Origin of the sequence: Bacillus sp. SIMBA_008 (assembly GCF_046535495.1) — a bacterium.
Taxonomy (GTDB): domain Bacteria; phylum Bacillota; class Bacilli; order Bacillales; family Bacillaceae; genus Bacillus; species Bacillus subtilis.
On record NZ_JAWRWL010000003.1, the window covers coordinates 55,105 to 80,686 of the forward strand.

General features: G+C 42.6%; 26 protein-coding genes and 1 pseudogene. 18 read left to right on the forward strand and 9 right to left on the reverse strand.

What is annotated here, in order from left to right; genetic code table 11:
• The first annotated feature begins 88 nt into the window (after positions 1-88).
• Positions 89-1,963, forward strand: coding sequence for a transglycosylase domain-containing protein (locus tag SB658_RS10930; RefSeq protein ID WP_124058992.1), 1,875 nt, complete (start codon positions 89-91; stop codon positions 1,961-1,963).
• 20 nt (positions 1,964-1,983) lie between these two features.
• Positions 1,984-2,397 carry a thiol-disulfide oxidoreductase DCC family protein gene (locus SB658_RS10935; protein WP_015384506.1) on the forward strand — a complete coding sequence of 138 codons (414 nt, stop codon included), beginning with the start codon at positions 1,984-1,986 and terminating at the stop codon, positions 2,395-2,397.
• 223 nt (positions 2,398-2,620) lie between these two features.
• On the opposite strand, the gene SB658_RS10940 is transcribed toward SB658_RS10935, so the two are convergent.
• Entirely contained in the window at positions 2,621-3,178 is a 558-nt protein-coding gene (locus SB658_RS10940) for a YufK family protein (protein WP_003228837.1), read from the reverse strand.
• Between the two features lie 177 nt (positions 3,179-3,355).
• Between SB658_RS10940 and maeL the strand changes: the two genes are divergently transcribed.
• The 7 genes from maeL (at position 3,356) to maeN (ending at position 12,316) form a co-directional block, all read left to right on the forward strand.
• On the forward strand, positions 3,356-4,957 hold the full coding sequence (maeL, locus tag SB658_RS10945) for a two-component system sensor histidine kinase MaeL (RefSeq protein WP_003228835.1): 1,602 nt from the start codon (positions 3,356-3,358) through the stop codon (positions 4,955-4,957).
• On the forward strand, positions 4,950-5,657 hold the full coding sequence (maeM, locus tag SB658_RS10950; protein ID WP_014477821.1) for a two-component system response regulator MaeM: 708 nt from the start codon (positions 4,950-4,952) through the stop codon (positions 5,655-5,657). Before maeL ends, maeM begins: the two co-directional genes overlap by 8 nt.
• A gap of 471 nt (positions 5,658-6,128) precedes the next feature.
• Entirely contained in the window at positions 6,129-7,208 is a 1,080-nt protein-coding gene (gene nupN / locus SB658_RS10955) for a guanosine ABC transporter substrate-binding protein NupN (protein WP_410601608.1), read from the forward strand.
• A gap of 75 nt (positions 7,209-7,283) precedes the next feature.
• The gene (gene nupO / locus SB658_RS10960) at positions 7,284-8,816 is read left to right on the forward strand and encodes a guanosine ABC transporter ATP-binding protein NupO (RefSeq protein WP_003228830.1); all 1,533 of its coding nucleotides are present in this window, start codon (positions 7,284-7,286) and stop codon (positions 8,814-8,816) included.
• On the forward strand, positions 8,809-9,855 hold the full coding sequence (gene nupP, locus SB658_RS10965) for a guanosine ABC transporter permease NupP (protein ID WP_029725865.1): 1,047 nt from the start codon (positions 8,809-8,811) through the stop codon (positions 9,853-9,855). Before nupO ends, nupP begins: the two co-directional genes overlap by 8 nt.
• Positions 9,856-10,815 carry a guanosine ABC transporter permease NupQ gene (gene nupQ, locus SB658_RS10970; RefSeq protein ID WP_032726791.1) on the forward strand — a complete coding sequence of 320 codons (960 nt, stop codon included), beginning with the start codon at positions 9,856-9,858 and terminating at the stop codon, positions 10,813-10,815.
• Positions 10,816-10,969: 154 nt separating this feature from the next.
• Positions 10,970-12,316, forward strand: a complete 1,347-nt coding sequence (maeN, locus tag SB658_RS10975) for a sodium/malate symporter MaeN (RefSeq protein WP_021480493.1) — start codon at positions 10,970-10,972, stop codon at positions 12,314-12,316.
• A 35-nt stretch (positions 12,317-12,351) separates the two neighbouring features.
• On the opposite strand, the gene SB658_RS10980 is transcribed toward maeN, so the two are convergent.
• Complete coding sequence (locus SB658_RS10980) at positions 12,352-12,567, reverse strand: hypothetical protein (protein ID WP_015483630.1); 216 nt, start codon at positions 12,565-12,567, stop codon at positions 12,352-12,354.
• A gap of 230 nt (positions 12,568-12,797) precedes the next feature.
• Between SB658_RS10980 and SB658_RS10985 the strand changes: the two are divergent.
• The 7 genes and pseudogenes from SB658_RS10985 (at position 12,798) to mnhG (ending at position 18,567) form a co-directional block, all read left to right on the forward strand.
• Positions 12,798-15,204 (forward strand): annotated as a pseudogene (locus SB658_RS10985) (Na+/H+ antiporter subunit A).
• Positions 15,197-15,628, forward strand: coding sequence for a Na(+)/H(+) antiporter subunit B (locus SB658_RS10990; RefSeq protein ID WP_003228819.1), 432 nt, complete (start codon positions 15,197-15,199; stop codon positions 15,626-15,628). The pseudogene SB658_RS10985 and the gene SB658_RS10990 overlap by 8 nt, the downstream one beginning before the upstream one ends.
• The gene (locus SB658_RS10995; protein ID WP_003220730.1) at positions 15,628-15,969 is read left to right on the forward strand and encodes a Na(+)/H(+) antiporter subunit C; all 342 of its coding nucleotides are present in this window, start codon (positions 15,628-15,630) and stop codon (positions 15,967-15,969) included. The genes SB658_RS10990 and SB658_RS10995 overlap by 1 nt, the downstream gene beginning before the upstream one ends.
• A complete protein-coding gene (locus SB658_RS11000) occupies positions 15,962-17,443 on the forward strand; it encodes a Na+/H+ antiporter subunit D (RefSeq protein ID WP_015714622.1) in 1,482 nt (493 codons plus the stop codon). Before SB658_RS10995 ends, SB658_RS11000 begins: the two co-directional genes overlap by 8 nt.
• 5 nt (positions 17,444-17,448) lie before the next feature.
• Entirely contained in the window at positions 17,449-17,925 is a 477-nt protein-coding gene (locus SB658_RS11005) for a Na+/H+ antiporter subunit E (RefSeq protein ID WP_003228815.1), read from the forward strand.
• The gene (locus SB658_RS11010) at positions 17,925-18,209 is read left to right on the forward strand and encodes a Na(+)/H(+) antiporter subunit F1 (protein WP_003228814.1); all 285 of its coding nucleotides are present in this window, start codon (positions 17,925-17,927) and stop codon (positions 18,207-18,209) included. Before SB658_RS11005 ends, SB658_RS11010 begins: the two co-directional genes overlap by 1 nt.
• Positions 18,193-18,567: a monovalent cation/H(+) antiporter subunit G gene (mnhG, locus tag SB658_RS11015; RefSeq protein WP_015714623.1), complete on the forward strand. Its 375-nt coding sequence runs from the start codon at positions 18,193-18,195 to the stop codon at positions 18,565-18,567. The genes SB658_RS11010 and mnhG overlap by 17 nt, the downstream gene beginning before the upstream one ends.
• A gap of 38 nt (positions 18,568-18,605) precedes the next feature.
• Here mnhG and SB658_RS11020 read toward each other — a convergent pair whose 3' ends face one another.
• The 6 genes from SB658_RS11020 to degQ form a co-directional block, all read right to left on the reverse strand.
• Positions 18,606-18,986, reverse strand: a complete 381-nt coding sequence (locus tag SB658_RS11020) for a hotdog fold thioesterase (RefSeq protein WP_015714624.1) — start codon at positions 18,984-18,986, stop codon at positions 18,606-18,608.
• Between the two features lie 18 nt (positions 18,987-19,004).
• Positions 19,005-19,649: a two-component system response regulator ComA gene (comA, locus tag SB658_RS11025; RefSeq protein ID WP_003220716.1), complete on the reverse strand. Its 645-nt coding sequence runs from the start codon at positions 19,647-19,649 to the stop codon at positions 19,005-19,007.
• Positions 19,650-19,729: 80 nt separating this feature from the next.
• Entirely contained in the window at positions 19,730-22,042 is a 2,313-nt protein-coding gene (locus SB658_RS11030; RefSeq protein WP_069703660.1) for a histidine kinase, read from the reverse strand.
• Between the two features lie 15 nt (positions 22,043-22,057).
• The gene (comX, locus tag SB658_RS11035) at positions 22,058-22,279 is read right to left on the reverse strand and encodes a competence pheromone ComX (protein ID WP_014480704.1); all 222 of its coding nucleotides are present in this window, start codon (positions 22,277-22,279) and stop codon (positions 22,058-22,060) included.
• A gap of 1 nt (position 22,280) precedes the next feature.
• Entirely contained in the window at positions 22,281-23,144 is an 864-nt protein-coding gene (locus SB658_RS11040; RefSeq protein ID WP_043858576.1) for a polyprenyl synthetase family protein, read from the reverse strand.
• Positions 23,145-23,328: 184 nt separating this feature from the next.
• A complete protein-coding gene (gene degQ, locus SB658_RS11045) occupies positions 23,329-23,469 on the reverse strand; it encodes a degradation enzyme regulation protein DegQ (protein WP_003220708.1) in 141 nt (46 codons plus the stop codon).
• A 221-nt stretch (positions 23,470-23,690) separates the two neighbouring features.
• On the opposite strand from degQ, the gene SB658_RS11050 reads away from it, so the two are divergent.
• Together SB658_RS11050 and SB658_RS11055 are read left to right on the forward strand one after the other, a co-directional pair.
• Positions 23,691-23,816 (forward strand): hypothetical protein, encoded by a 126-nt coding sequence (locus SB658_RS11050; RefSeq protein ID WP_144500545.1) that lies wholly within the window; start codon positions 23,691-23,693, stop codon positions 23,814-23,816.
• A 113-nt stretch (positions 23,817-23,929) separates the two neighbouring features.
• A complete protein-coding gene (locus SB658_RS11055; RefSeq protein WP_144500544.1) occupies positions 23,930-24,298 on the forward strand; it encodes a YuzC family spore coat inner layer protein in 369 nt (122 codons plus the stop codon).
• Here the strand turns inward: SB658_RS11055 and pdeH are convergent.
• Positions 24,274-25,503: a cyclic di-GMP phosphodiesterase gene (gene pdeH / locus SB658_RS11060; protein ID WP_003243525.1), complete on the reverse strand. Its 1,230-nt coding sequence runs from the start codon at positions 25,501-25,503 to the stop codon at positions 24,274-24,276. The two genes, SB658_RS11055 and pdeH, sit on opposite strands and share 25 nt — an antisense overlap.
• Positions 25,504-25,582 lie beyond the last annotated feature (79 nt).

A 25,582-nucleotide genomic window follows, 5' to 3' on the forward strand; every position in this document is an offset into this window, starting at 1 on the left:
GAGAAAAAACTGAGGAATCTTCTAAATTTAACCTTCTCGTAATCTCAAAAGAATGGTACGATATGGCTAGAATTTAGGAGAAAAGAGAGTGACCATGTTACGAAAAATAATCGGATGGATTTTGCTCCTTTGCATAATCCCATTGTTTGCATTTACAGTTATCGCTTCCGGAAAAGAAGTAAAACAAATGAAGTCCCTGGATCAGGTGCTTGATAAAAATATTAATCTGAAAGATATCAGCCTTGTTCAGAACAGCTACATGTATGACAGGGACGGCTCCCTTGTCTCGGAAATCGTCAGCGACCACGAAAACCGTGTGCTCGTTCCATTTAACAAGATTCCCGAGGAAGTCAAACAGATTTTCTTAACATCTGAGGACCGCCATTTTTACGAGCATAAAGGCTTTGACTTTATGGGAATGGTGCGGGCTACTGCTTCTAACGTAAAAGACAAGAAAATTGACCAGGGTGCCAGCACCATCACACAGCAGCTTTCAAGAAACTTGTATTTGAGCCACGAACGCTCCTTCAGCCGCAAGCTGACAGAGCTCGCGTATTCCTATCAGCTGGAGAAAAAATATACGAAAAATGAAATTCTTGAAGCTTACTTAAATACCATTTATTTTAACAATGGCGTTTATGGCGTCGGTTCAGCGGCTGAATTCTATTTCAGCAAACCGCTGAAATCTCTCACAGTGGGAGAAATGGCTTTTATCTGTGCTATACCTAATAACCCTACATTATATGATCCTCTCAAGCATTTTGACTACACGAAAAGCCGTCAAGAACGTTTGCTTAAAGGACTAAAAGATGCCGGGGTCATTACGGACAAAGAGCTGAAAAAAGCCGTAAAACAAAAAATCAAACTGGATGTTGAAAAAAGAGAAGACAAATATCCTGACTACGTTTCCTACGTCAATGATGAATTCACTCAGCTGGTGTCTGAATCAGAAGGCTTTGATAAACGCCTTCAAAAAGCATCAGGAAAACAAAAAGAAAAGATCGAGAACGAGCTGTCCGCAAGAGTCAGCACGCTGATGAAAGACGGCGTGAAAATTTATACTGCACTTGATCCATACATGCAAAATCAAGTTGTGGCACAAATGAATTCCAAGCTCCCGTATGCGGACGTACAGGGCGGAGCGGCTGTGATTAATCACCAGACGCATCAAATCATCGCTCTATCCGGCGGGAAAAACTATCAAAAATATGACTTTAACCGCGCCTACCAGGCGTACAGGCAGCCGGGGTCATCCATTAAGCCGCTTCTTGATTACGGCCCTTATATTGAACAGACCGGCGCGACAGGAAGCAGCACCATTGATGCCAGCAAGTTTTGCAGCAAAGACTACTGTCCGCAAAACTACAATAACCGCACTTACGGCACAGTGACGCTTGATACGGCGTTTAAAAATTCATATAATACACCGGCTATTAGAATGCTCGACCGCGTCGGCATCCAAAAGGCATTCAGTTATATTGAGCCGTATCATTTTGCCAAACTTGTCGACAGTGACTATCTTCTTCCGGCGGCGCTTGGCGGATTTACAAACGGCATGACGCCTCTTGAGATGACAAAGGCTTATACGACATTCGGCAACAGCGGAAGCTATACGCCGAGCCATGCGATTACAAAGGTGACAGACCTTAAAGGAAAAACGCTTTATAAATGGAATGATAAAACGACTCAAATATTCAGCGTCCGCACGAACATGCAGCTGAAAAAACTGATGTCTTCCGTTGTGAAAAGCGGAACAGGGAAAAAAGCATATTTCAATGCGCCTTACATCGGCGGTAAAACCGGTACATCAAATGATTATCACGATATGTGGTTTGTCGGCCTGACTGATACGTATACAATGGGTGTCTGGGTCGGAAAGGATACACCGACCAGCGTTGAATATCTTCACAGCATCAGCCCTCAGCTTTCCATCTGGAAAGGAACGCTGCAAGCGGCTTATTAAAGGATCGGAGGGGATATGGAGTGACTTCAGAACAAATTCCAAATCGCGTTTTGCTGTTTGACGGTGTCTGCAATTTATGCAATGGAGCCGTGCAGTTTATCATTAAACGTGATCCGGACGGATTGATTTCTTTCACATCGCTGCAGTCGGAAACAGGACAGAGCCTGCTGAAAAAAAGCGGGCTTCCGACTGATCGGTTTGACAGCTTTGTCTTTATTGAAGACGGCCAAGTGTACACAAAGTCAACTGCAGCCATTAAGGTTTTCAGGCATCTGCGAGGCCCATGGCGGCTCTTCGTCCTGTTTTTCGCAGTGCCGAAGCCTGTCAGAGATATGGTCTATTCTTTTATTGCCAACAACCGCTATAAGTGGTTTGGCAAAAAAAATGAATGTATGCTCCCCTCCCCTTCTATTAAAAAAAGATTTTTACCGTAAATAAAAAATGGCTAGGAAGCTAGCCAACACAGATTGTTGACAAAATCCTAAAACGGCTTCGTTTTAGGATTTTGTCATCTTTTCAGCGTGATTGAAAACCTTTGAAGTCGACGAAGAGCGAGCATTGGATGTGAAACGGCAGGAACCTGAGAATCTAGCCGCCGTTTTATTGCGTACAGAGCACGAAGCGCAAATCTGACCACTAAACGCTGAAATGGCTAGCTTACACAGGTAAGCTAGCCATTATGCTATTATAAAGCTTGATAAATATGAACAGAATACCGATAACAAAGGTAAACCAAAACAGCAGTTCCAATAGAATGAATCCAACTAATGACATGAGAGAAAGCGTCGAATAAATCCGGTACACGGTAAACACAAAGTAAGCGAGCGTGACGACCGCAAACCAGATCACAATCCAAATGACATTTTGCAAGAGCACAAAGGATAAAATCCCGCCGCCCAAATAAATCATGGAACCCATTCTGAGTTTTTTCAGGTTGTTCCCTTCCGGATCATTAGCAAAAAACAGCAATGACAGCTCGGTCACGGTATTTGCAATTAATTTCAGAGCGGACAGAACCATAAAATATAAAAGTGCAAAGGCAGCAAATAACGCAAGCCTGATTCCTTTCTCTGAAAAATAATCGAGCATTCCATCATACATTCCAAATGAAGACAGCATCTTCAACGCATAAAGTGAAGTTGAGATGGATAAGGACGAACTAAAAAGCAGGATCGCAATCAGCGGAAAATATCCTGTCAAATAAGTATTTTTCATATAAAAAAGTCCCTTTCTATAATCTACCTCATTTATTATGGAGGACTTAAAACACATTGACAAGATAAATTATTCCATTTTTTCTCCTTTTTACGAATTACGGTCCCAAATCTTCACAAAGCAGCATTTTGAGAGTAAAGTAGTACGCAGGAATCATAAAACGTAAGGAAGTTTTATATGAAAAAAACATTAAAACTGCAAACCAGACTCACCATATTTGTTTGTATCGTTGTATTAATCGCATTGCTCATTACGTTTTTTACAGTCGGTGCCCAAACCACCAAACGAATTAGAGATCAGGAAAAGGCCACTGCGCTGCAGACTGCTGAAATGGTAGCTGAGGCGCCGATGACAGCCGCTGCTTTAGAAAGCGGAAAAAAACAAAAGGAACTGCAGAGCTACACAAAGCGGGTTCAGAAAATTACCGGCACGGAATTTGTTGTCGTCATGGATATGAACGGTATCCGCAAAACTCATCCTGACCCGAGCAAAATCGGAAAAAAATTCAGGGGCGGTGATGAGTCCGAGGTATTAAAAGGGCATGTCCATATCAGCACAGCCTCTGGCACGCTCGGGAAATCGCAGAGAGCGTTCGTCCCTGTCTACGCAGAGAATGGAAAACAGGTCGGTGCAGTCGCGGTCGGCATCACCGTAAATGAAATTGATGAAGTGATCAGCCATAGCTTACGGCCGCTTTACTTTATTATTTGCGTCAGCATCTTCGTCGGTGTGATCGGAGCCGTTATCGTCGCCCGTACAGTGAAAAATATCATGTACGGACTTGAACCTTATGAAATTGCGACTCTGCTTGAAGAACGGAGCGCGATGCTGGAATCGACGAAGGAAGGAATACTCGCTGTCGATGAACATGGCAAAATTAAACTTGCCAACGCGGAAGCAAAACGCCTATTCGTCAAAATGGGCATCAACACAAATCCCATTGATCAGGATGTAGATGACATCTTGCCGAAAAGCCGCTTGAAAAAGGTCATTGAGACAAAAAAACCTCTTCAAGACAGAGACGTCCGCATTAACGGGCTGGAGCTTGTGTTTAATGAAGTTCCTATCCAGCTGAAAGGACAAACTGTCGGAGCGATTGCAACATTCCGCGACAAGACCGAGGTAAAACATTTAGCTGAACAGCTTTCCGGTGTTAAAATGTATGCAAACGCACTGAGAGCGCAGTCTCATGAATTTATGAACAAACTGCATGTGATATTAGGTCTCGTCCAGCTGAAAGAGTATGATGATCTTGGAGATTATATTAAAGATATAGCCATACAGCAAAAATCAGAAACAAGTGAAATTATAAATGATGTCAAAAGCTCCGTACTGGCCGGTTTTCTGCTCGGAAAGCAAAGCTTTATACGTGAGCAGGGCGCAAATCTTGATATTGAATGCAACGGTGTCATCCCGAACGCGGCAGACCCTTCTGTCATCCATGAACTTATTACAATCATCGGAAATCTCATCAACAATGGCTTAGACGCCGTTGCCGATATGCCGAAAAAACAAATCACCATGTCCATGCGCTTCCATAACAGCATACTTGATATTGAAATTACCGATACTGGAGCAGGCATGTCTGAAGAAGACCAAGCCAAAGTATTTGAACAAGGCTATTCAACAAAGGGCAAAAACCGGGGATTCGGCCTTTATTTCACACAGCAAAGCATAGAAAATTTAAAAGGCCAAATGATCCTCACAAGCGAAAAGAATGAAGGAACGACATTCAGTATTCGCATCCCGTACGAACCGAAGGAGGAAAATCATGATTAATGTACTAATAGTTGAAGATGACCCCATGGTGGGTGAATTAAATAAACGATACTTAAGCCAAATAGATGGCTTTCAGCTGAAAGGCATCGCTTCTTCCTTTCAAAGCGCTCTGCATATTTTAGGCGAGCACCATATCGACCTCATTTTGCTTGATATTTATATGCCGGGAAAAAACGGGCTGGAACTGCTGACGGAATTGAGAGCCCAAAATGAAGCGGTTGACGTGATTGTCATCTCAGCGGCCAGCGAGCTTGACGTAATCAAGAAAACACTTCGGTACGGAGCTGTTGATTATTTAATCAAACCGTTTGAATTTGAACGTTTCCAAACGGCTCTGTCTGATTACAGACGAAAACAAAAGGTGTATTCAACCCATCGCAACATGAGCCAAAAAGAACTGGACGCCGAGCTTTTTCAAAAGAAAGAAGCAACAGAAAAAGTGCAGCTTCCTAAAGGCCTGACAAAAAGCACGCTGAAGCTGATCTGGTCCAGTATCCAGTCATTTGAAAATGAATCTTTTACGACAGAAGACTTGGCAAAGCACACAGAAATCTCTCAAGTATCCATACGAAAATACTTAAAGTTTCTTGAAGATATACAGGTTCTGAATGTAGAAATGGCGTACGGAACGATCGGAAGACCTGTGTTTCAGTACAACGTCAACAACAGTAACCTTAACGGAATAAAGCAATATCTATAAGAAAACGCACTGCTTGCTTTGAGCAGTGCGTTTTTCTGTCATATCTCTTGCCAAGATGCTTGATTCTATTGTTGATAAGTTATACAAGAATAACAAAGGGCTTTCACATTTTTAAGCAAATAATTCTAAAAATAGATACTTTTTAAAAAATTATGCGAAATTCTATTTATTTCTTATTAGTTAAATGATAAATTATGATTGGTTAGTTGATCCCGAAAAACTAAGTCATAAGTCTTACTTCAGAAAACGATGTCACGGTTTTCCGCCCGGAACGCCTTCCGCATCCTTCTCTTCCCCGCCTTTCGAAGGAAATACTCACACCACGCTTATTCAGGGAAGAATAGAACTGTCTCAGCGCATTCCATTTGTTATTATCAGAAAATTTTATCGATTCTAAGAAATTGTTCAGGACAGCCCATCACATGACTGGCCGGATCAGCTTTGAACCAAATTTTTCTGGGGGGTTATATCTTGAATAAACGAAAAATCGGATTGGCGATGTCACTTGTGATCGCAGCAGGCACCATATTAGGAGCATGCGGAAACAGCGAAAAAAGCAGCGGCTCAGGCGAAGGCAAAAACAAATTCAGTGTGGCGATGGTTACTGACGTAGGCGGAGTGGATGACAAATCCTTCAACCAATCAGCCTGGGAAGGCATCCAAGCCTTTGGGAAAGAGAATGGGCTGAAAAAAGGCAAAAACGGTTACGACTATCTTCAATCCAAATCTGATGCAGACTATACAACGAACTTAAATAAATTGGCGCGTGAGAATTTTGACTTAATTTACGGCGTCGGCTACTTAATGGAGGATTCAATCAGCGAAATTGCTGACCAGCGTAAAAATACAAACTTTGCGATTATAGATGCTGTTGTCGATAAAGACAACGTCGCAAGTATTACGTTTAAAGAGCAGGAAGGCTCATTTCTCGTCGGAGTGGCCGCAGCCCTATCAAGCAAATCAGGAAAAATCGGCTTTGTAGGCGGCATGGAATCAGAGTTGATCAAAAAATTCGAGGTCGGCTTCCGTGTCGGCGTGCAAGCAGTTAACCCTAAAGCCGTTGTAGAAGTGAAATACGCAGGGGGTTTCGATAAAGCCGATGTCGGTAAAGCAACCGCCGAAAGCATGTATAAATCAGGCGTAGATGTTATTTATCACTCTGCGGGCGCCACTGGCACAGGCGTCTTTACTGAAGCGAAAAACCTGAAAAAAGAAGATCCAAAACGCGATGTCTGGGTCATCGGTGTCGATAAAGACCAATACGCAGAAGGCCAGGTAGAAGGAACAGATGATAACGTCACCCTCACTTCCATGGTGAAAAAAGTAGATACAGTCGTTGAAGATGTAACGAAAAAAGCGAGTGACGGAAAGTTCCCGGGCGGCGAAACACTTACCTACGGGCTTGATCAAGACGGAGTCGGCATTTCTCCATCTAAACAAAATCTATCGGATGATGTGATCAAAGCGGTCGATAAATGGAAGAAAAAAATCATCGACGGATTGGAAATCCCGGCAACTGAGAAAGAGCTGAAAACCTTCAAAGCTGAATAAGAATCGCAGGGATAAGGAGGTCGAGCCCTTATCCCTTGTTTTTCTTTTATTTTGAAATAAAGGAGCGGTCAATCAATGGAATATGTCATTGAAATGCTCAATATCCGCAAGGCGTTTCCAGGTATCGTCGCCAATGACAATATCAATCTTCAAGTCAAAAAAGGCGAAATACACGCGTTGCTCGGTGAAAACGGAGCGGGGAAATCAACATTGATGAATGTCCTTTTCGGGCTGTATCAGCCGGAGCGGGGTGAAATTCGGGTGCGCGGCGAGAAGGTGCACATCAACAGCCCGAACAAAGCGAATGACCTTGGAATTGGAATGGTGCACCAGCACTTTATGCTTGTTGACACCTTTACAGTTGCTGAAAATATTATTCTCGGGAAGGAGCCAAAGAAGTTTGGCAGAATTGACCGGAAGCGTGCTGGCCAAGAGGTGCAGGACATTTCCGATCGATACGGCCTGCAGATCCATCCTGAAGCAAAAGCAGCTGACATATCAGTCGGTATGCAGCAGCGCGCAGAAATATTAAAAACCCTCTACCGCGGTGCCGACATTCTGATTTTTGATGAACCGACGGCTGTTTTGACGCCTCATGAAATTAAGGAACTGATGCAAATTATGAAGAACCTGGTCAAAGAAGGGAAGTCCATCATCTTAATCACCCATAAGCTGAAAGAGATTATGGAGATTTGTGACCGCGTTACGGTTATCCGTAAAGGAAAAGGCATCAAAACCCTTGATGTCCGTGATACAAACCAAGACGAACTCGCCAGTCTAATGGTCGGCCGCGAGGTATCGTTCAAAACTGAAAAGAGAGCTGCTCAGCCGGGAGCGGAAGTGCTTGCGATTGACGGCATAACTGTAAAGGATACCCGCGGAATAGAGACAGTCAGAGATTTGTCTCTTTCTGTCAAAGCGGGAGAAATAGTCGGCATAGCAGGCGTCGACGGAAACGGGCAATCAGAGCTGATCGAAGCGGTGACAGGACTCCGCAAAACAGATTCAGGAACAATCACCTTAAACGGAAAACAGATCCAAAACCTGACGCCAAGAAAAATCACTGAATCCGGGATCGGGCATATTCCTCAGGATCGCCATAAACACGGTCTCGTCCTTGATTTTCCAATCGGAGAGAATATCCTGCTGCAAAGCTATTACAAAAAGCCGTATTCAGCATTGGGCGTTTTACATAAAGGCGAAATGTACAAAAAAGCACGCAGCCTGATCACTGAGTACGATGTCAGAACGCCGGATGAATATACACACGCTCGGGCATTGTCAGGCGGAAACCAGCAAAAAGCGATTATCGGGCGGGAAATAGACCGAAATCCTGATTTATTAATTGCCGCCCAGCCGACTCGCGGCCTTGATGTCGGAGCGATTGAATTTGTCCATAAAAAGCTCATTGAGCAGCGTGATGCCGGGAAAGCCGTTCTTCTCCTCTCGTTTGAGCTTGAAGAAATTATGAATCTCAGTGACAGAATCGCCGTTATTTTTGAAGGACGCATTATCGCCAGCGTTAATCCGCAGGAAACCACTGAACAGGAGCTTGGTCTCTTGATGGCAGGAAGCACGCAAAAGGAAGCGGGGAAAGCAAATGGTTAAACGACTCTCTCATTTACTCGTGCCGCTCATCGCAATCATACTTGGTCTTGCGGCCGGCGCGTTGATTATGCTTGTGAGCGGCTACAGTGTGGCCAGCGGATATTCGGCTTTGTGGAATGGGATATTCGGAGAGATCTATTATGTCGGAGAAACCATCCGGCAAATTACGCCTTATATTTTATCCGGATTGGCTGTCGCCTTTGCATTCCGAACCGGACTCTTTAATATCGGCGTCGAGGGCCAGCTGCTCGTCGGCTGGACAGCAGCGGTTTGGGTCGGTACGGCGTTTGACGGACCGGCATATATTCACTTGCCGCTCGCATTGATTACAGCGGCAGCTGCAGGAGGATTATGGGGGTTTATTCCCGGCATTTTGAAAGCGCGATTTTACGTTCATGAAGTCATTGTCACCATTATGATGAATTATATCGCGCTGCACATGACCAATTACATCATTTCAAACGTCTTGACAGATCATCAGGACAAGACGGGGAAAATTCACGAATCCGCCTCCCTCCGCTCTCCTTTTCTTGAACAGCTCACCGATTACTCACGGCTGCATTTGGGAATCATCGTTGCCCTTCTCGCAGCAGTTATCATGTGGTTTATCATCAACAAAACTACAAAAGGATTTGAGCTCCGGGCGGTCGGATTTAACCAGCACGCTTCCCAGTATGCCGGCATGAGCGTGCGGAAGAATATCATGACCTCCATGCTTATCTCCGGCGCTTTTGCAGGCCTTGCCGGAGCCATGGAGGGCCTAGGAACATTCGAATACGCAGCAGTGAAAGGCGCATTTACCGGCGTAGGCTTTGACGGTATCGCTGTCGCTCTTCTTGGGGGAAACACAGCCGTCGGCGTTGTACTGGCGGCATGCCTGCTTGGCGGGCTGAAAATCGGCGCATTAAATATGCCGATTGAATCAGGCGTTCCATCAGAGGTCGTTGATATTGTGATTGCCATTATTATTCTGTTTGTGGCTTCAAGCTATGCGATTCGTTTCGTCATGGGCAAATTGAAGAAAAAGGGGGCGAACTAAGTGGACATTGTGCAGATTTTATCTATCATTGTCCCTGCAACACTCGTCTATGCGGCCCCGCTTATTTTAACTGCTCTCGGCGGCGTGTTTTCCGAGAGATCAGGTGTGGTGAATATCGGCCTAGAAGGCCTCATGATTATCGGGGCGTTCACCAGCGTGTTATTTAATTTATTTTTTGGTCCGGAATTAGGTGCCGCCGCACCTTGGCTTTCGCTCCTTGCCGCCATGGCAGCAGGCGCCCTGTTTTCACTGATTCACGCGGCAGCGGCGATTTCGTTTCGCGCCGACCAGACAGTCAGCGGTGTCGCCATTAACATGCTGGCGCTTGGGGCAACTTTATTTATCGTCAAACTGATCTACGGCAAAGCGCAGACAGACAAAATTCCAGAGCCTTTTTATAAGACGAAAATCCCCGGTTTGGGCGATATTCCCGTCTTGGGAAAGATCTTCTTTTCGGATGTCTATTATACGTCTATTCTTGCAATAGCACTTGCCTTTATTTCCTGGTTTATCTTGTTCAAAACGCCGTTCGGCCTTCGTATCCGTTCTGTCGGAGAGCATCCGATGGCGGCCGATACGATGGGAATCAACGTATATAAAATGCGCTACGTCGGCGTGATGATCAGCGGATTGTTCGGCGGTCTCGGCGGCGGCGTATATGCCTCCACAATTGCGCTTGATTTCACGCACTCTACCATCTCCGGGCAAGGCTTTATCGCCCTGGCAGCGCTTGTATTCGGAAAATGGCATCCGACCGGAGCACTGGGGGCCGCCCTGTTTTTCGGATTCGCCCAAAGCTTAAGCATCATTGGATCGCTGCTCCCTCTTTTTAAAGACATACCAAATGTGTATATGCTGATGGCTCCTTATGTCTTAACGATTCTCGCTTTAACCGGCTTTATCGGGCGGGCAGATGCGCCAAAAGCCAATGGCGTGCCTTATATTAAAGGAAAAAGATAAAACATTCTCCCCTGGGAAGACGATTCTCAGGGATTTTTTTCTAATCCAAAAGACCCCCTTAATTTAATTGTTTATTAGTTTTTTAACTTAAAAAAATATGAAGTGTTAACGCTTTCTTGTAGACTGTAACAAACAATACATGGGGGTGTATGACATGGGAGCAATTCCAAAAACGGGGACAATTTCACCTGAGCAAAAAGACTCACAGGGGAAAAACCTGTTTCAAAAAATCTGGTCTTGGGAAATCGGTGTGATTCCTCTGCCTTTATACACAGTATTAGCTGTTATTATTATTCTTGCAGCCTATTACAATGAGCTGCCGGCAAATATGCTTGGCGGGTTTGCCATCATTATGATTCTTGGTGTGTTTCTCGGAGACATAGGCCAACGCATACCGATATTGAAGGATATTGGCGGCCCTGCTATTTTATCTTTGTTTGTTCCTTCATTTTTAGTCTTTTACAATGTACTGAATTCAACATCTTTAGACGCTGTAACCAACTTGATGAAAACGTCTAACTTCCTTTATTTCTATATCGCTTGCCTTGTTGTGGGAAGTATCCTCGGTATGAACAGAATTGTTTTAATACAGGGGTTTATCAGAATGTTCGTTCCACTGGTTGCAGGAACGATCGCGGCCGTTGCAGCCGGCATCCTTGTCGGATTTATTTTTGGCTATAGTGCCTATGATTCCTTTTTCTTTGTTGTTGTCCCGATTATTGCCGGGGGAATAGGTGAAGGGATTTTGCCGCTTTCAATCGCCTATTCACAAATACTGGGCTCATCCGCCGATGTATTTGTGTCTCAGCTGGTGCCAGCCGCAATTATAGGAAACGTTTTTGCTATCATATGTGCAGCCTTAATGAAAAAGCTTGGCGATAAGCGTCCAGATCTAAATGGGAACGGACGTCTCGTAAAATCTAAAAAAGCAAATGAGATTTTCAATCAAAAAGAAGCCGAAGCAAAAATTGATTTTAAGCTAATGGGAGCGGGAGTTCTGCTCGCGTGTACATTCTTTATTTTTGGCGGGTTATTGGAGAAATTCATCTTCATCCCGGGCGCGATCTTAATGATTATTTCAGCTGCGGCTGTCAAGTATGCGAATATTCTTCCGAAAAAAATGGAAGAAGGCGCTTACCAGCTTTATAAGTTTATTTCTTCAAGCTTTACATGGCCGCTGATGGTCGGTCTCGGCATCCTCTTTATTCCGTTGGATGACGTAGCGTCTGTGATTTCTATTCCGTTTGTCATCATCTGTATTTCAGTTGTTATCGCGATGATTGGTTCTGGATATTTCGTAGGCAAGCTGATGAACATGTATCCGGTTGAATCCGCAATCGTTACCTGCTGCCACAGCGGCCTCGGCGGAACGGGTGATGTTGCCATTTTATCGGCATCAGGAAGAATGGGCCTTATGCCGTTTGCCCAAATTTCAACCCGTCTCGGCGGTGCAGGCACAGTTATTTGCGCGACAGTGCTGCTTCGTTTTTTCACTTCATAAACAGAAAGAGTTCCGTTTTATGCGGAACTCTTTTTTTATTTATTCACAATCCGAATATACTCTCGGGGACCAAACGGCAGATCCTTTGATTCCGTCTCACTCATTCTGGCTGACAGGTGGTGCTCCAGTAAATACAGCTCCCACTCATCACTAGCCGCCACACCGCTGCGCCCGTCATATTGATTCAACATGAATGCCCCTGCAAATACTGAGCAGAATAAACCTGAGCACATCACGACTTTTCTTTTCACATGACCAGCTCCTTTCCTTCAGCTTGATCAGGATTGATTTTAAATATACAAATAACCTCTTTTTTGTTAGACTTATTTTGAGGTCAAAAGAACTCATAAAAACCCATTACAGCAGTTCGAAGCGTGGCAGCTTGCAGAAAAGTGCGATATAATTTGGACTAGGTCGTTTGACCGTATATTTCATACATAGCGCATTTTTCAATTGAGAACGAGAAAAGGAGGTCTTATCTTTGCAGCTCTTACATCTTGCTATTTTATCGCCTTTTTTATTTGCTTTTATCATTCCCTTCTTGGCAAAATACGCAAAAAGAGTGCATACGGGCTGGTTTGTGTTGATCTTGCCCGTCTTGCTGTTTATATACTTTCTCCCAATGATCAGGATGACACAATCTGGAGAAACACTTCGATCGGTATTAGAGTGGATTCCGTCACTCGGCATTAACTTTACCGTTTATATAGACGGCCTCGGGTTATTATTCGCTTTACTGATCACAGGCATTGGCTCTTTGGTCACTCTTTACAGCATTTTTTATTTATCGAAAGAAAAAGAACAGCTTGGGCCCTTTTATGTCTACTTATTGATGTTCATGGGCGCCATGCTCGGCGTCGTTCTAGTAGACAATGTCATGGTTCTCTACATGTTCTGGGAGCTTACAAGCCTTTCATCCTTTTTGCTGATCGGCTATTGGTATAAGCGGGAAAAGTCGCGCTATGGCGCAGCCAAATCACTTTTGATTACGGTCAGCGGCGGGCTGTGCATGCTCGGCGGATTTATTCTCCTTTATTTGATAACGGATTCCTTCAGTATTAGAGAGATGGTTCATCAGGTTCAATTAATTGCCGGCCACGAATTGTTTATCCCGGCTATGATTCTCATTTTATTAGGGGCTTTTACGAAATCAGCGCAATTTCCTTTTTACATCTGGCTCCCTGACGCGATGGAAGCTCCGACGCCTGTCAGCGCTTATCTCCATTCAGCTACTATGGTAAAAGCCGGCATTTATGTGATTGCGAGATTCAGTCCTATTTTCGCCTTTTCAGCTCAGTGGTTTTGGATCGTGTCCCTCGTTGGCCTTTTTACGATGGTTTGGGGTTCATTCCATGCCGTGAAACAAACTGATTTAAAATCGATTTTGGCGTTTTCAACCGTCAGCCAGCTCGGCATGATCATCTCCATGCTTGGAGTCAGTGCTGCGGCCCTTCATTACGGACATACAGAATATTATACAGTTGCCGCTATGGCTGCCATTTTCCATTTAATCAACCACGCAACCTTTAAAGGAAGCTTGTTTATGGCAGTCGGGATTATCGATCACGAAACAGGCACACGGGATATCCGGAAGCTAGGCGGCCTGATGGCGATTATGCCGATTACATTTACCATTTCCTTAATCGGGACATTTTCAATGGCCGGCTTACCGCCGTTTAACGGATTTTTGAGTAAAGAAATGTTTTTCACAAGCATGCTTCGCGTGACACATTTTGACCTGTTCAACGTGCAGACATGGGGCGTTCTGTTCCCTCTTTTCGCCTGGATCGGAAGTGTATTTACGTTTATCTACAGCATGAAATTGCTGTTTAAAACATTCAGAGGAAATTACCAGCCTGAGCAGCTTGAAAAACCGGCTCATGAGGCGCCTGTCGGCATGCTCGTACCACCAGTCATTCTTGTCGCTTTGGCTGTCAGTCTCTTCTTTTTCCCGAATATATTGTCGTACAGCCTGATAGAGCCTGCGATGAACTCAATCTATCCGACACTGCTTGCCGGCCATGAGAAATTCCACGTTCACATTTCACAGTGGCATGGGGTTACAACGGAATTGCTCATGACTGCGGGTATTGTTGTGATCGGAACAATTGGTTATTTGTCGCTGAATAAGTGGAAAGGAATCTATAAACTGTTTCCTTCAAAACTCACACTCAACCGGTTATACGATAAGCTTTTGACTCTGATGGAGAAAGGCTCTTACCGGGTCACAAAACAATATATGACCGGGTTTTTAAGAGATTATTTGCTGTATATCTTCGCTGGTTTCATCATTCTGATAGGCGGAGCTTTTGCCATTAAAGGCGGATTTTCATTTAAAACGGAAGGCATGGCTAAAATCGGTGTATACGAAATCATTTTGACGCTTGTCATGATCAGCGCCACAGTGGCGACTGTTTTTGCTAGGTCAAGACTGACGGCGATCATTGCACTCGGTGTTGTCGGTTATACGCTTGCATTGTTTTTTGTCATTTTCAGAGCGCCGGACTTGGCATTGACTCAGCTCGTCATTGAAACGATTTCTGTGGCACTGTTTCTGCTTTGCTTCTACCATTTGCCGAAACTGAGGCTGAAAACAAAAACGAGAACGTTCCGGATGACGAATTTTATCATTTCTTTAGGCGTCGGTATTATCGTTACTCTGCTCGGTATCGCATCCTCAAGCCAGCGGACAAAAGACAGCATTGCGTCCTTCTTTGTCAAACACAGCCACGATCTCGGCGGAGGGGATAATGTCGTCAATGTCATTCTCGTTGATTTCAGGGGATTTGATACAATGTTTGAAATTACGGTATTAACGATAGCCGCTCTCGGCATTTACAGCATGATTAAAACAAAAGTAAAAGAGGAGGGGGAAAAGCGGTGAATGAACAAAAAACAAATGACTTGATTCTTCAAACTGCGACAAAGCTTGTATCCTTTATCATTTTGCTTTTCTCTTTCTATTTATTTTTATCAGGGCATAACGCGCCCGGAGGAGGCTTTGTCGGCGGACTGATCACGTCCTCTTCCATCGTTCTCTTGCTCTTGGCATATGATTTAAAAACCGTGCGTTCCCTTTTGCCGGTCAATTTCATTTATGTCGCGGGAGCCGGCCTTCTGCTCGCTGTATTAACAGGCGTTGGCTCCTTTGTCTTCGGGGCTCCTTTTTTAACCCACACATTCGGATACTTTCAGCTGCCGATCCTTGGGAAAACGGAGCTCGCCACAGCGACGATATTTGATTTAGGCGTTTATCTTGTTGTCGTAGGCATAACGATGACCATTATTCAAACGATTGGAGAGGAAGAATAATGGAAATCTTAATGGCTGTATTAGCCGGTATTATTTTTATGGCTGCTACGTATTTGCTGCTGTCTAAAAGCCTGCTTCGTGTCATTATCGGAACAGCACTGTTAAGCCATGGCGTTCATTTAATGCTTTTGACTATGGGAGGATTAAAGAAAGGCGCCGCTCCGATTTTGAGCGAGCATGCCAAATCATTTGTCGATCCGCTTCCGCAAGCCCTGATTTTGACCGCAATTGTCATTTCTTTTGGCGTTACGTCATTCATCCTCGTCATGGCCTTTCGCGCTTATCAGGAATTGAAATCGGACGATATGGATCAAATGAGGGGAAATGATCAACATGAATAATTTTGTTATTTTGCCAATCCTGATCCCGCTTTTGTCGGCTATTCTTCTGATTTTCATGACGAAGAATCTTATGCTCATGAGAATCTTCAGCACGGCGGCATCGGCCATCGGGATTGTGATTAGCGGCATACTTGTACAGACTGTCTTCACAAAAGGCATCCAGACACTCAGCCTAGGCGGATGGAAAGCGCCGTACGGCATTGTGCTTGCCGCAGACCAATTCGCCAGCCTTCTCGTTCTCACAACAGCGGTCATCGGTTTATTGGTTGGGCTTTATTCCTTCCGTTCTGTCGGTGAAAAACGGGAGCGCTCCTTTTACTACTCCGGCGTTCAGTTCTTGCTTGCCGGCGTCAGCGGAGCGTTTTTAACAGGCGATTTATTTAATATGTACGTATTTTTTGAGCTTCTGCTTATTGCTTCCTATATGCTGATTGTATTAGGCGGCACAAAAATTCAGCTGCGGGAATCCCTTAAATATATTGTGTTTAATATCGTATCGTCTGCCCTGTTTGTCATAGGGGTCGGCTTTTTATACGCTGTAACCGGCACGTTAAACATGGCGGATCTTAGCGTGAAAATCAGCGAAACAGGACAAACCGGGCTGATCACTGTGATTGGTGTCCTGCTGCTTTTGGTATTTGGCATGAAGGGCGGAATCTTCCCCCTCTACTTTTGGCTTCCAGGCTCTTATTACGCGCCACCGGCAGCAATCTCCGCGTTGTTCGGCGCTTTGCTGACAAAAGTCGGGTTATATGCGATTGCGAGGGTTTTCACATTGATTTTTATTCACGATACAGCCTTTACCCATCAGCTGATGATTTGGCTGGCGGCGCTGACTGTGATTTTCGGTGTGATCGGTTCACTCGCTTATTCGAATGTCATGAAAATTGTGATCTATAACATTATTACCGCTGTCGGCGTGATTTTGTTCGGTGTGGCAGTACACACCCCCGCATCCATTCAGGGCGCGATCTACTATCTGATTCACGATATGCTGATTAAAGGCGCTTTGTTCATGCTGGCAGGTACGCTGATCGCATTGACTGGAACCGCGAGCCTGCATAAAATGGGCGGGCTGATCAAACGCTATCCTGTTCTTGGATGGATGTTTTTCATTTCCGCTATTTCTCTTGCAGGCATTCCGCCACTAAGCGGATTTGTCGGCAAATTTAAAATTGCAGAGGGCGGCTTCGCAGAAGGTGAATTTACGATATCCATGCTGATTCTGCTTTCGAGTTTGCTCGTACTGTACTCTGTGCTGAGGATCTTTATACATGCGTTTTGGGACGAAGAAAAAGAAACGCCAAAACCAAATCATCGAACAGCTAAAGGACTTCTTTATCCGGCAGCTATTTTTCTCTTGCTGTCTCTTCTCTTCGGGTTGGGTACAGAATGGGTGTCGCCTTACGTTGATCAAGCGGCCGAGACGCTGCTGAATCCGGAAAAATATATCGAAGCTGTTCTGAAGGAGTAGATCGCATGGCATTTCAAATTTTATTAAATGTGTTTCTCGCTTTTTGCTGGATGTTCTTAAGCAACAGTCCAAGCGCCGCAGGATTCATTACAGGCTATATTCTGGGAATGCTCTCTCTCTTTTTCTTCCGGCGCTTTTTCACTCGCCAGTTTTATCTATGGAAATTGATTTCTATCATCAAGCTCTGTTTCATTTTTATAAAGGAACTGTACCTTGCCAATGTCAGTGTGATGAAATCAGTCTTATCTCCAAAACTGAATATCAGACCGGGTATTTTTGCTTTTAAAACTGAACTGACGAAGGACTGGGAAATCACCCTGCTTTCTCTGCTCATTACATTAACGCCGGGAACCTTGGTGATGGATATTTCAGATGACAGAACAATACTTTATATTCATGCAATGGATATCGAGGATGCGGAAAAAGCGATTTTTGATATTCGGGAGTCATTTGAAAAAGCCATACAGGAGGTGAGCCGGTGATGTTTACACTGATCCTGCAAATCGCGCTCGGCATTATGGCAGTGTCTACCTTTTTGTATGTCATTCGTGTCATTAAAGGGCCGACTGTGCCTGACCGGGTCGTGGCTCTGGATGCAATCGGCATCAATCTGATCGCAATCACGGCGCTTGTCTCCATTTTGCTGAAAACAAGTGCGTTTTTGGATATTATTTTGCTGCTGGGGATTTTATCGTTTATCGGAACGATCGCATTTTCCAAGTTCCTGGAGAAAGGAGAGATTATCGAAAATGATCGAAATCGCTAAGGTTGTTGTGGCTGTATTCATTTTGCTGGGTGCTCTTATATGCCTCATTGCTTCATTTGGCGTACTTCGCCTTCCCGATGTGTTTACACGCGCTCATGCTGCTTCTAAAGGCTCAACATTAGGTGTCAATATGATTCTGCTCGGTGTCTTCTTCTATTTGTGGTTTGTGACGGGGGAGCTCTCCGCTAAAATCCTGCTTGGGATTCTCTTTATCTTTATTACGTCGCCTATCGGCGGGCACTTGATCTGCCGTGCTGCGTATAACTCCGGCGTCAAGCTTGATGAGAGAAGCGTACAGGATGACTATAACGGAATCAGAAACTTTGTGATTAAACGAAAAGAGGATTCTTATTTATAAAAATAAGCAGCCGGACAGGCAGAGTTCCGGCTGTTTTTTTATTTCTTGATGACAGCCAGCGTGCATCTGGATATACAGATCAGCCTCTTTTGCTCGTCATATATGTGAATATGATAGACAATCGTCGTTCTGCCTATGTGAACGGGCTCGGCTATCGCCTTTACCGTTCCTTCCTTTACAGATTTTAAATGGTTGGCGTTAATCTCTAAACCGACACAAGCCTGTGTTGAATGATCAATCAAGTTCTGTGCACCTGCGCTCGCCGCTGTTTCCGCCAGGGCCACTGAAGCGCCCCCATGCAAATATCCGAACGGCTGAACCGTCCGATGATCCACCGGCATGACCGCAACGCATCGTTCCGCTGTGTTTTCAACAATCTCTATACCAAGCGCTTCAAGCAATGTGTGTTTCGTATCCATCATCTACACCCCCAACATTTAAAGTACACCGTCTGATTTCGCAATCAAAACCGCTTCCGTCCGTGAACCGACATTCAGCTTATTGAAAATCGATGTCAAGCTGTATTCAATGGACCGCTTGCTTAAATGAAGGGCATCTGCGATTTCTTGGTTTGTAAATCCCTTTTCAACTTCTTGAAGAATCAGGCATTCTCTAGGTGTGAGCACATCTTGTTCTTTTTGAGAGGAAGGAGCCGGCTTTGTTTTTTGCTGAGTCATCAGCTGTTTAAAGTAAGCAAAATCGACTAGAATTTCTCCGTTGAGTACGTGGTATATGTATTGGGTGATCTTTTCTTTAGATTCCGTTTTGCTGATGGCACCGTGCAGACCCGCACGAATCGCTTCCTCGAAATAATCCTCGACCTCATAACCGGTATACACGATAATTTTACAATGAGGATTCTCTTGTAAAATCTGTTTAGAAAGCTCCATCCCATTGACCTCGCCGCCTAGATTCAGATCCATTAAAATGAGATCATATGACGAGAAATCATGCTGCTTGATAAACTGTTCGCTCGGTTCAGGACTGAGACAATCAACAGACAAATTCGAATCCGTTTCCAAAATTGTCTTGGTGCCTTCCATGACAGCCGGATGGTCATCAATCACTAGTATCTTTTTCATGTTTTCCTCCCTTTTACTCACTCTTTTCCATTTTATAAAAAAGACTTGGCCTGTGCCAAGTCGTTTCCGTTATAAATCCATTACAATTCGATTTCAATATCAGCCTTAAAGCCCTTTCCTTCACTTGTTTCAATCCGAAGGCGCCCATCTAAAGCCCTGACTCTCTCCTTAATGCCAGAAAGCCCCATGCTCATGGAATGCTCAGTATTCTTTTCCTGATCAAACCCTACGCCATCATCCTCATAATGAAGAACGATTTTGTTTTGAATACTGATGAGCATAATCAGCACATCCGTCGCCTGAGAGTGCTTGACCGCATTAGACAGAAACTCTTGAATGATCCGGTACAAATTCAGCTGCGAATCCAGATCAAGGGAAGCCGTAAATCTCCCGGTATTTAAACGAATATGAAACGGAACCCGCTCCTGCTGCTGCGCCACCAGCTTCGACAGCGCCTTGACCAGCCCAAGATCATACAGAAGCTGCGGCCGCAACTCATGACACGTCTCCCTTGTCATCGAAATCACATCAGACATCTGCTCATTCATCTGTACCAGCTTGTCCTGCACCTCTTCACGGCACGGATTATCATCCTTCTTGAAATCACCCAAAAACAGCTCACACTGGCGTTTTAAGGAAATCAAATCCTGAAGAACCGAATCGTGGAGATCGCGGGCGAGATCGGAGCGTTGTTTTTCCTCGATCGTGTACATGAGTTTTTTGAGCCATACGGGGTTGGATTCTTGTTGTTTTAAATCCTCAAGATGCACCATCAATTCCTCTATTTTCATCACGTTTTCCAATGAAACATTTGTATAAAACGCTAATGTTTGGAGCCATGCAATTTCATCTCTTGTTAATTTAAAAGTATTATAACTTGAGAAACAGAGTACTAAAAATGATTTGTCTCCTCGTTCACCTATTTTAATAATAAAACCTTGTTTAAACTCTTTAATTTTGCCGATATCACCAGTAAAATTTTTCACATATTGCTCATGATTTGTATAAGTGAGATCTTTAAAGTTATTCTTGCTAAGGAGAGTAATTTCTCCTTTTGAATTATCATACACACAAGCATTATCTATATTTAATACATCTAAGATTGTATTCTTAAAGTGATTAAGTACTTGATCTACTGATGATGCTTGCTTTATTAATTGAGTAAATTTAAAAATCCCATCTTGATAATTAAATTTTTCAGTAAATCTTTTTAACTTGAAACGAAAGTCAATAATCTCTTTAAAGTAAAAAACGGCAAACATAAGCACATATATTGCAATTGTTAGTTTAACTAAATAAAAGATATCCTTTGGTTGCTGAATGTAATTAAAGATGGTCACTACGATAATAGTAGGTGTAATGGCTAAAAAACCGTAGTACTTAAGCCGCCCCACAACAAAGTCGATATTATAAAGTCTATTAGTCATAAATTGATATACTAAAGAAAAAGGTATAACAAGTGTAAAAGCAGCCAAACTAAAAGGTGAGACATACTTCTCCAAAAACACATATGGAACAGCAAAAAAGACAATAAACGGACTGAAAGAAAAGATATTTGTATAAGCAAGGACTTTCAAAATTGACTTTTGCTCTTTTTGTTTAAATTTTCTTATCCCTTTATGGATAAGAATCGATACAGTAAGAACTAGGACAAAAAATGAAATCAAATTCAGATTAGACAAAAAAGCCGAAGATTTTAATCTATTACTCAGAACGTCCTCTAATAAAAGATTTATTAGCGGGAGCATATACATAATGATTAAAATCTTCTTTTCGAATAACTTTGTTCCTAATTCTATAAAGTATTTATATATAAAATGAATATATAACACCGGACAGCTGACTAAAGTAAGAACAAGCAGGTAAGTGCTTATCTCTTCACCTCTTCTTGCCCCGCATGCACTTACATACGCTACTGATACAAATAACAAAAATAATATTAAAATATAAGCAGAAGTTGATTTTCTTACTTTATTTATTCTATAAATAAAAAATATACAAAATAAACAGATTGAATAAGATATTACAGGAATGAGATACATAAATAAATTTTCTTCACTGATTAGGCTTACATTTTGTAAATGAAATGATTTATTATCTCTCTCAACAATTAAACTTTCTACATTGACCAATCTTCCACTTTTTAATTGAATATCACTGCCTTTCTCCCCATTTACTTCAAGAATGATATCTCCCTTTTTCACACCTGAATAATATTCATCTGTATAATCTAAAACATTAGTGACCTCTAACTTACCCTGTTCATTTATCTTTACATCCGCACCTACGAAGATGTTAAAAGCAAAGCTATACGAGAGGTATATAACATAAATAAAACTTAAAATGATAAAAACTAGAGACAAATATTTATAGACGTTAATATATCTGTACATCACATCATCCCGTAATTAAATCAAACTTTTTCTTTTATCATCCTCAAAAAAATTACTAATAGCTTCTATTGGAGGCCACTTGCTTGTTCTTGGCACCTCTCCTTGTTCAAACGCGTATAATATTGCTTTCTTTTCTTTTTCATTTATATTTAGCAAGGTTAAGTTCCCATTCTTAAATTGATCAAACGCTTCCGGGTTGTTTACTAGATGGCTAATGATTTTATCAATATGTTTCAAATTAAATCCCCCTTAATAATTGAATAAGTAATTTATTTTTTCTTTGTTCATCTAATCTCAGTTTTTTGAATGATTCCTTAAAATTTTCCACTGCTAAATTTTTTATAACATTCAAATATTGTATTACACCTGATTCTCTTAACTTTCCCTTCAAATCTTCCAAATTATTTATCATATGATTTTCTTGCGCATAAAAATTTAATAAGTCAATTGATGATTGGTTAAATTTATTTTTAAGATAATTGAAGGCAAGCGTATGTCTAGTTTTGAAGTCATTATTGTTAGGGTAATAAAGTCCATAGTGATCATTTGCAATTTGCTCGACTACACCTAAATAACGTGAATACTCCTCAACTGTTTCATTACATTCTCCAGTTGCCAGATATACACCAAGAATACTGGGCAATGTTACCAGAGAACCCGACTTAAGTTTAATCATTTCAATATACTCTGATTCTGATGAGGCTGTTAAATTCAAATCTACATGTTGTCCTTGTAAAGATTGGAGTGAATATTGCAAAGTAAGGCTTAAAAGTTTTGGATGATTTGAGACTGAGCCTATTACCTGCAGACTTAATGTATAAAGTGCGGTAGCTGCGTTAGTTGCTATAGAAGGATCTAATTTCATCCAAGAAGCCTGAAGATTGTCCTTATCCTCAATATCGTCAAAAATGTCCGCAGATAAAATTAAAAGTTCTATACCTGACGCCAGTAACTCAATTGCTTTGTCGTTTTTTCCATCAAATGCTATGTAATGGTAATAAGCCAGTTCTGCAAATGAAAATTGTTTTTTTTCTTCGATAAAAGAAATGAGCTTCACTTTTAAGTCCTCATTTAAAATATTTTCATCTACAATCTCCTTCATTTTCTCCTTGATCCGGACAGAATCTAAACATATCTGCTCAATAACGACTTCCCCCCTCCCATTCCATTTTACTAAATGGGACATTTAAAGGACAGCAGGTTTTTCGTTTTTTAACAATCATATAATACTTTATCCATTTATTGTATCGGTAGAACGAAAAAAAAGACTTGTTTCCAAGTCTTTTTCACGAAATTTTCATTGCATAATTGTATTTATCGAGTTGATCAATGCTTTTGTTAATGTTTCGTAATGAATCTGTCGTTTCTTTAATATCAAGTTCGAGTCGGAATAACAATTGTTTTACTTCTTCAAGTTTCTTTTCCATCGTTTCCACACTCCTTTTTTTGAAAGATCAATGAATTGTGTATGGTGAACGAGTCCTAGGTATTTGATCTGTTACTAATAGTGTATCTGCTTTCGGCTCATTTTTCACCGAAAAGTATGCAAAAAAGTCCTGCGTGACACCGCAAATCTCAATAGGTCCTTATACTCAAAGGAATCACAACAAGAACGGGACTATCTTTCTATGTGAAAGAGCGTTTATATGTGCTGAAATTGAGAAAGATTCTTAATCTCCTTGATTTTAACGGGTTTCGCATTTTCACTAAGCAAGACTATAGTCCTTCATACCGTATTTTCAAAATTGAATATGTGATTCTTGGCGTTTCCTGACCGACAAACACCGAAAAAGACCGCAACGCTAAAGTTGTGGCCTTTTCGCTTTGTCATATTCGGCAATTAGGGATCTATACATATAGAAACATCCTTTTTTGCGAGGTGCTCCCATGAGATATCGTTATCCCTGGTTTTACGTGTATCCGTATGAGGTACGCCGTCCGCCCGCTCCTGCCAACAATATTGATACCTTTATCCGTTCAGCGAAGCAGGCCGCAGGGATATTTGCGGATGCCCAGCTCGTTCTCAGCCGCATTGCGGGCTCGCGGGAGCTCTCGCGCCGCATTCTGACCGCAGCCGAGCAGTCCGATAAACAAACCATCAAGCGCCTGATCAAACAAATGGGCGTCCGGCATGAAGTGGATACGGTCTTTAATCCCGACGGCATCTATATCAGCCTTATCGGAACGCAAAGCCGAATGATTCTTGCTTTGCGGTGGTCAGAGGACCGCAATCATTTTGCGTCCATAAGATTATGACACCATTCCAGAGCCTCTAAATAACATTCATACGCTTCTTCTTTGTCGAGTTGATTGCCTAATTCTGAGCAAGTGTCCCAGTTGTTGCTTTCAATTAATTTCACAAGCTCAAGCATTTGGTAGTAGTCGTTTTGATGGCCTAATAATGCTTGCCCGACTTCATCTTTTAAAGGCAATTCTTGAACAATTTCCTCTATTTCTCTATGCAGGAGGGTGTCTATGAGAGAAAACATTCCGATCAGCATATAAGAAGCAGGCTGCGGCCGGGATGTCTTTCTTGCCAGCAGTTCGCAAAGCTTTGCTCTTATCAAAGAAATCTTAATGATTTCGTGCTTGCTGGAATGCCCTTTCCTGCTTAAATCCTTAAAGGAAAGAATATATATCCACCGTTTGATTTCATTAAATCCCAGCAGCATAATGGCCTGTTGAATGCTTTCAATTTTCTGGCTCAAACGGCTGTGGGATGAGTTTAAAAATTTTAAAATCTGATAGGACAGTGATAAATCCCGCTCTATGTACTCTGTCACACGCTTTATGTTAGGCTGCTCTTTGCTCAGTTCGTTAAGCAGTTCATAGTAAGAATAGAAATGAGTCGATAGGTCATGCCCGCTGATGATGCGCGGCTCGCTGAAAAAGTAGCCTTGGAATAATTGAAAGCCGTCTTGGACCGCCTGTTTATATTCTTTTCGGGTCTCTACTTTTTCCGCTAAAAAAATCAGGCCGCGGCAGCCGTAGGTTTGCAAAATTGTTCTGCGTTCCATTCGTGTTGTTTTGAGAAAATCAATTTTCAATATATCAATATAGCTCATGAGTTTTTCCAGTAAGTCCTCATCTTGCGGGTTTATTGCATAAAAATCATCAAGCGCCAGCATATACCCCATTTTTTTCAATTCTTTGCATCTAGAAATGAGGGCCGGCGTGATCGGTATATCTTCAAGGATTTCAATGACAAGCTGTTTCGGATTGAAGGAGGTGGGAAGATTCGAAAACATCAGGCTTTCCGTAAAATTAACAAAACAGCGTTTCCCTTCCGTCAGCTTCTCAATTCCGATGTTTAAAAAGCTGTTGATCACCAAATCTGTTGTTGCCTGATCGCCGTCTTTAGCGCTATACACGTTCTCTTCGCTTTCTCTATACAGCAGTTCATAAGCAACAACCTGTTCTTTTCTATTAAAAATAGGCTGTCTTGCAACAAACACCCTCATTGATTTATCCCCCTTACAATACGCGCGGCTTTCACCCCTAAGTATATCAAATAATTTGACGAAAATTGTCTAAACATGA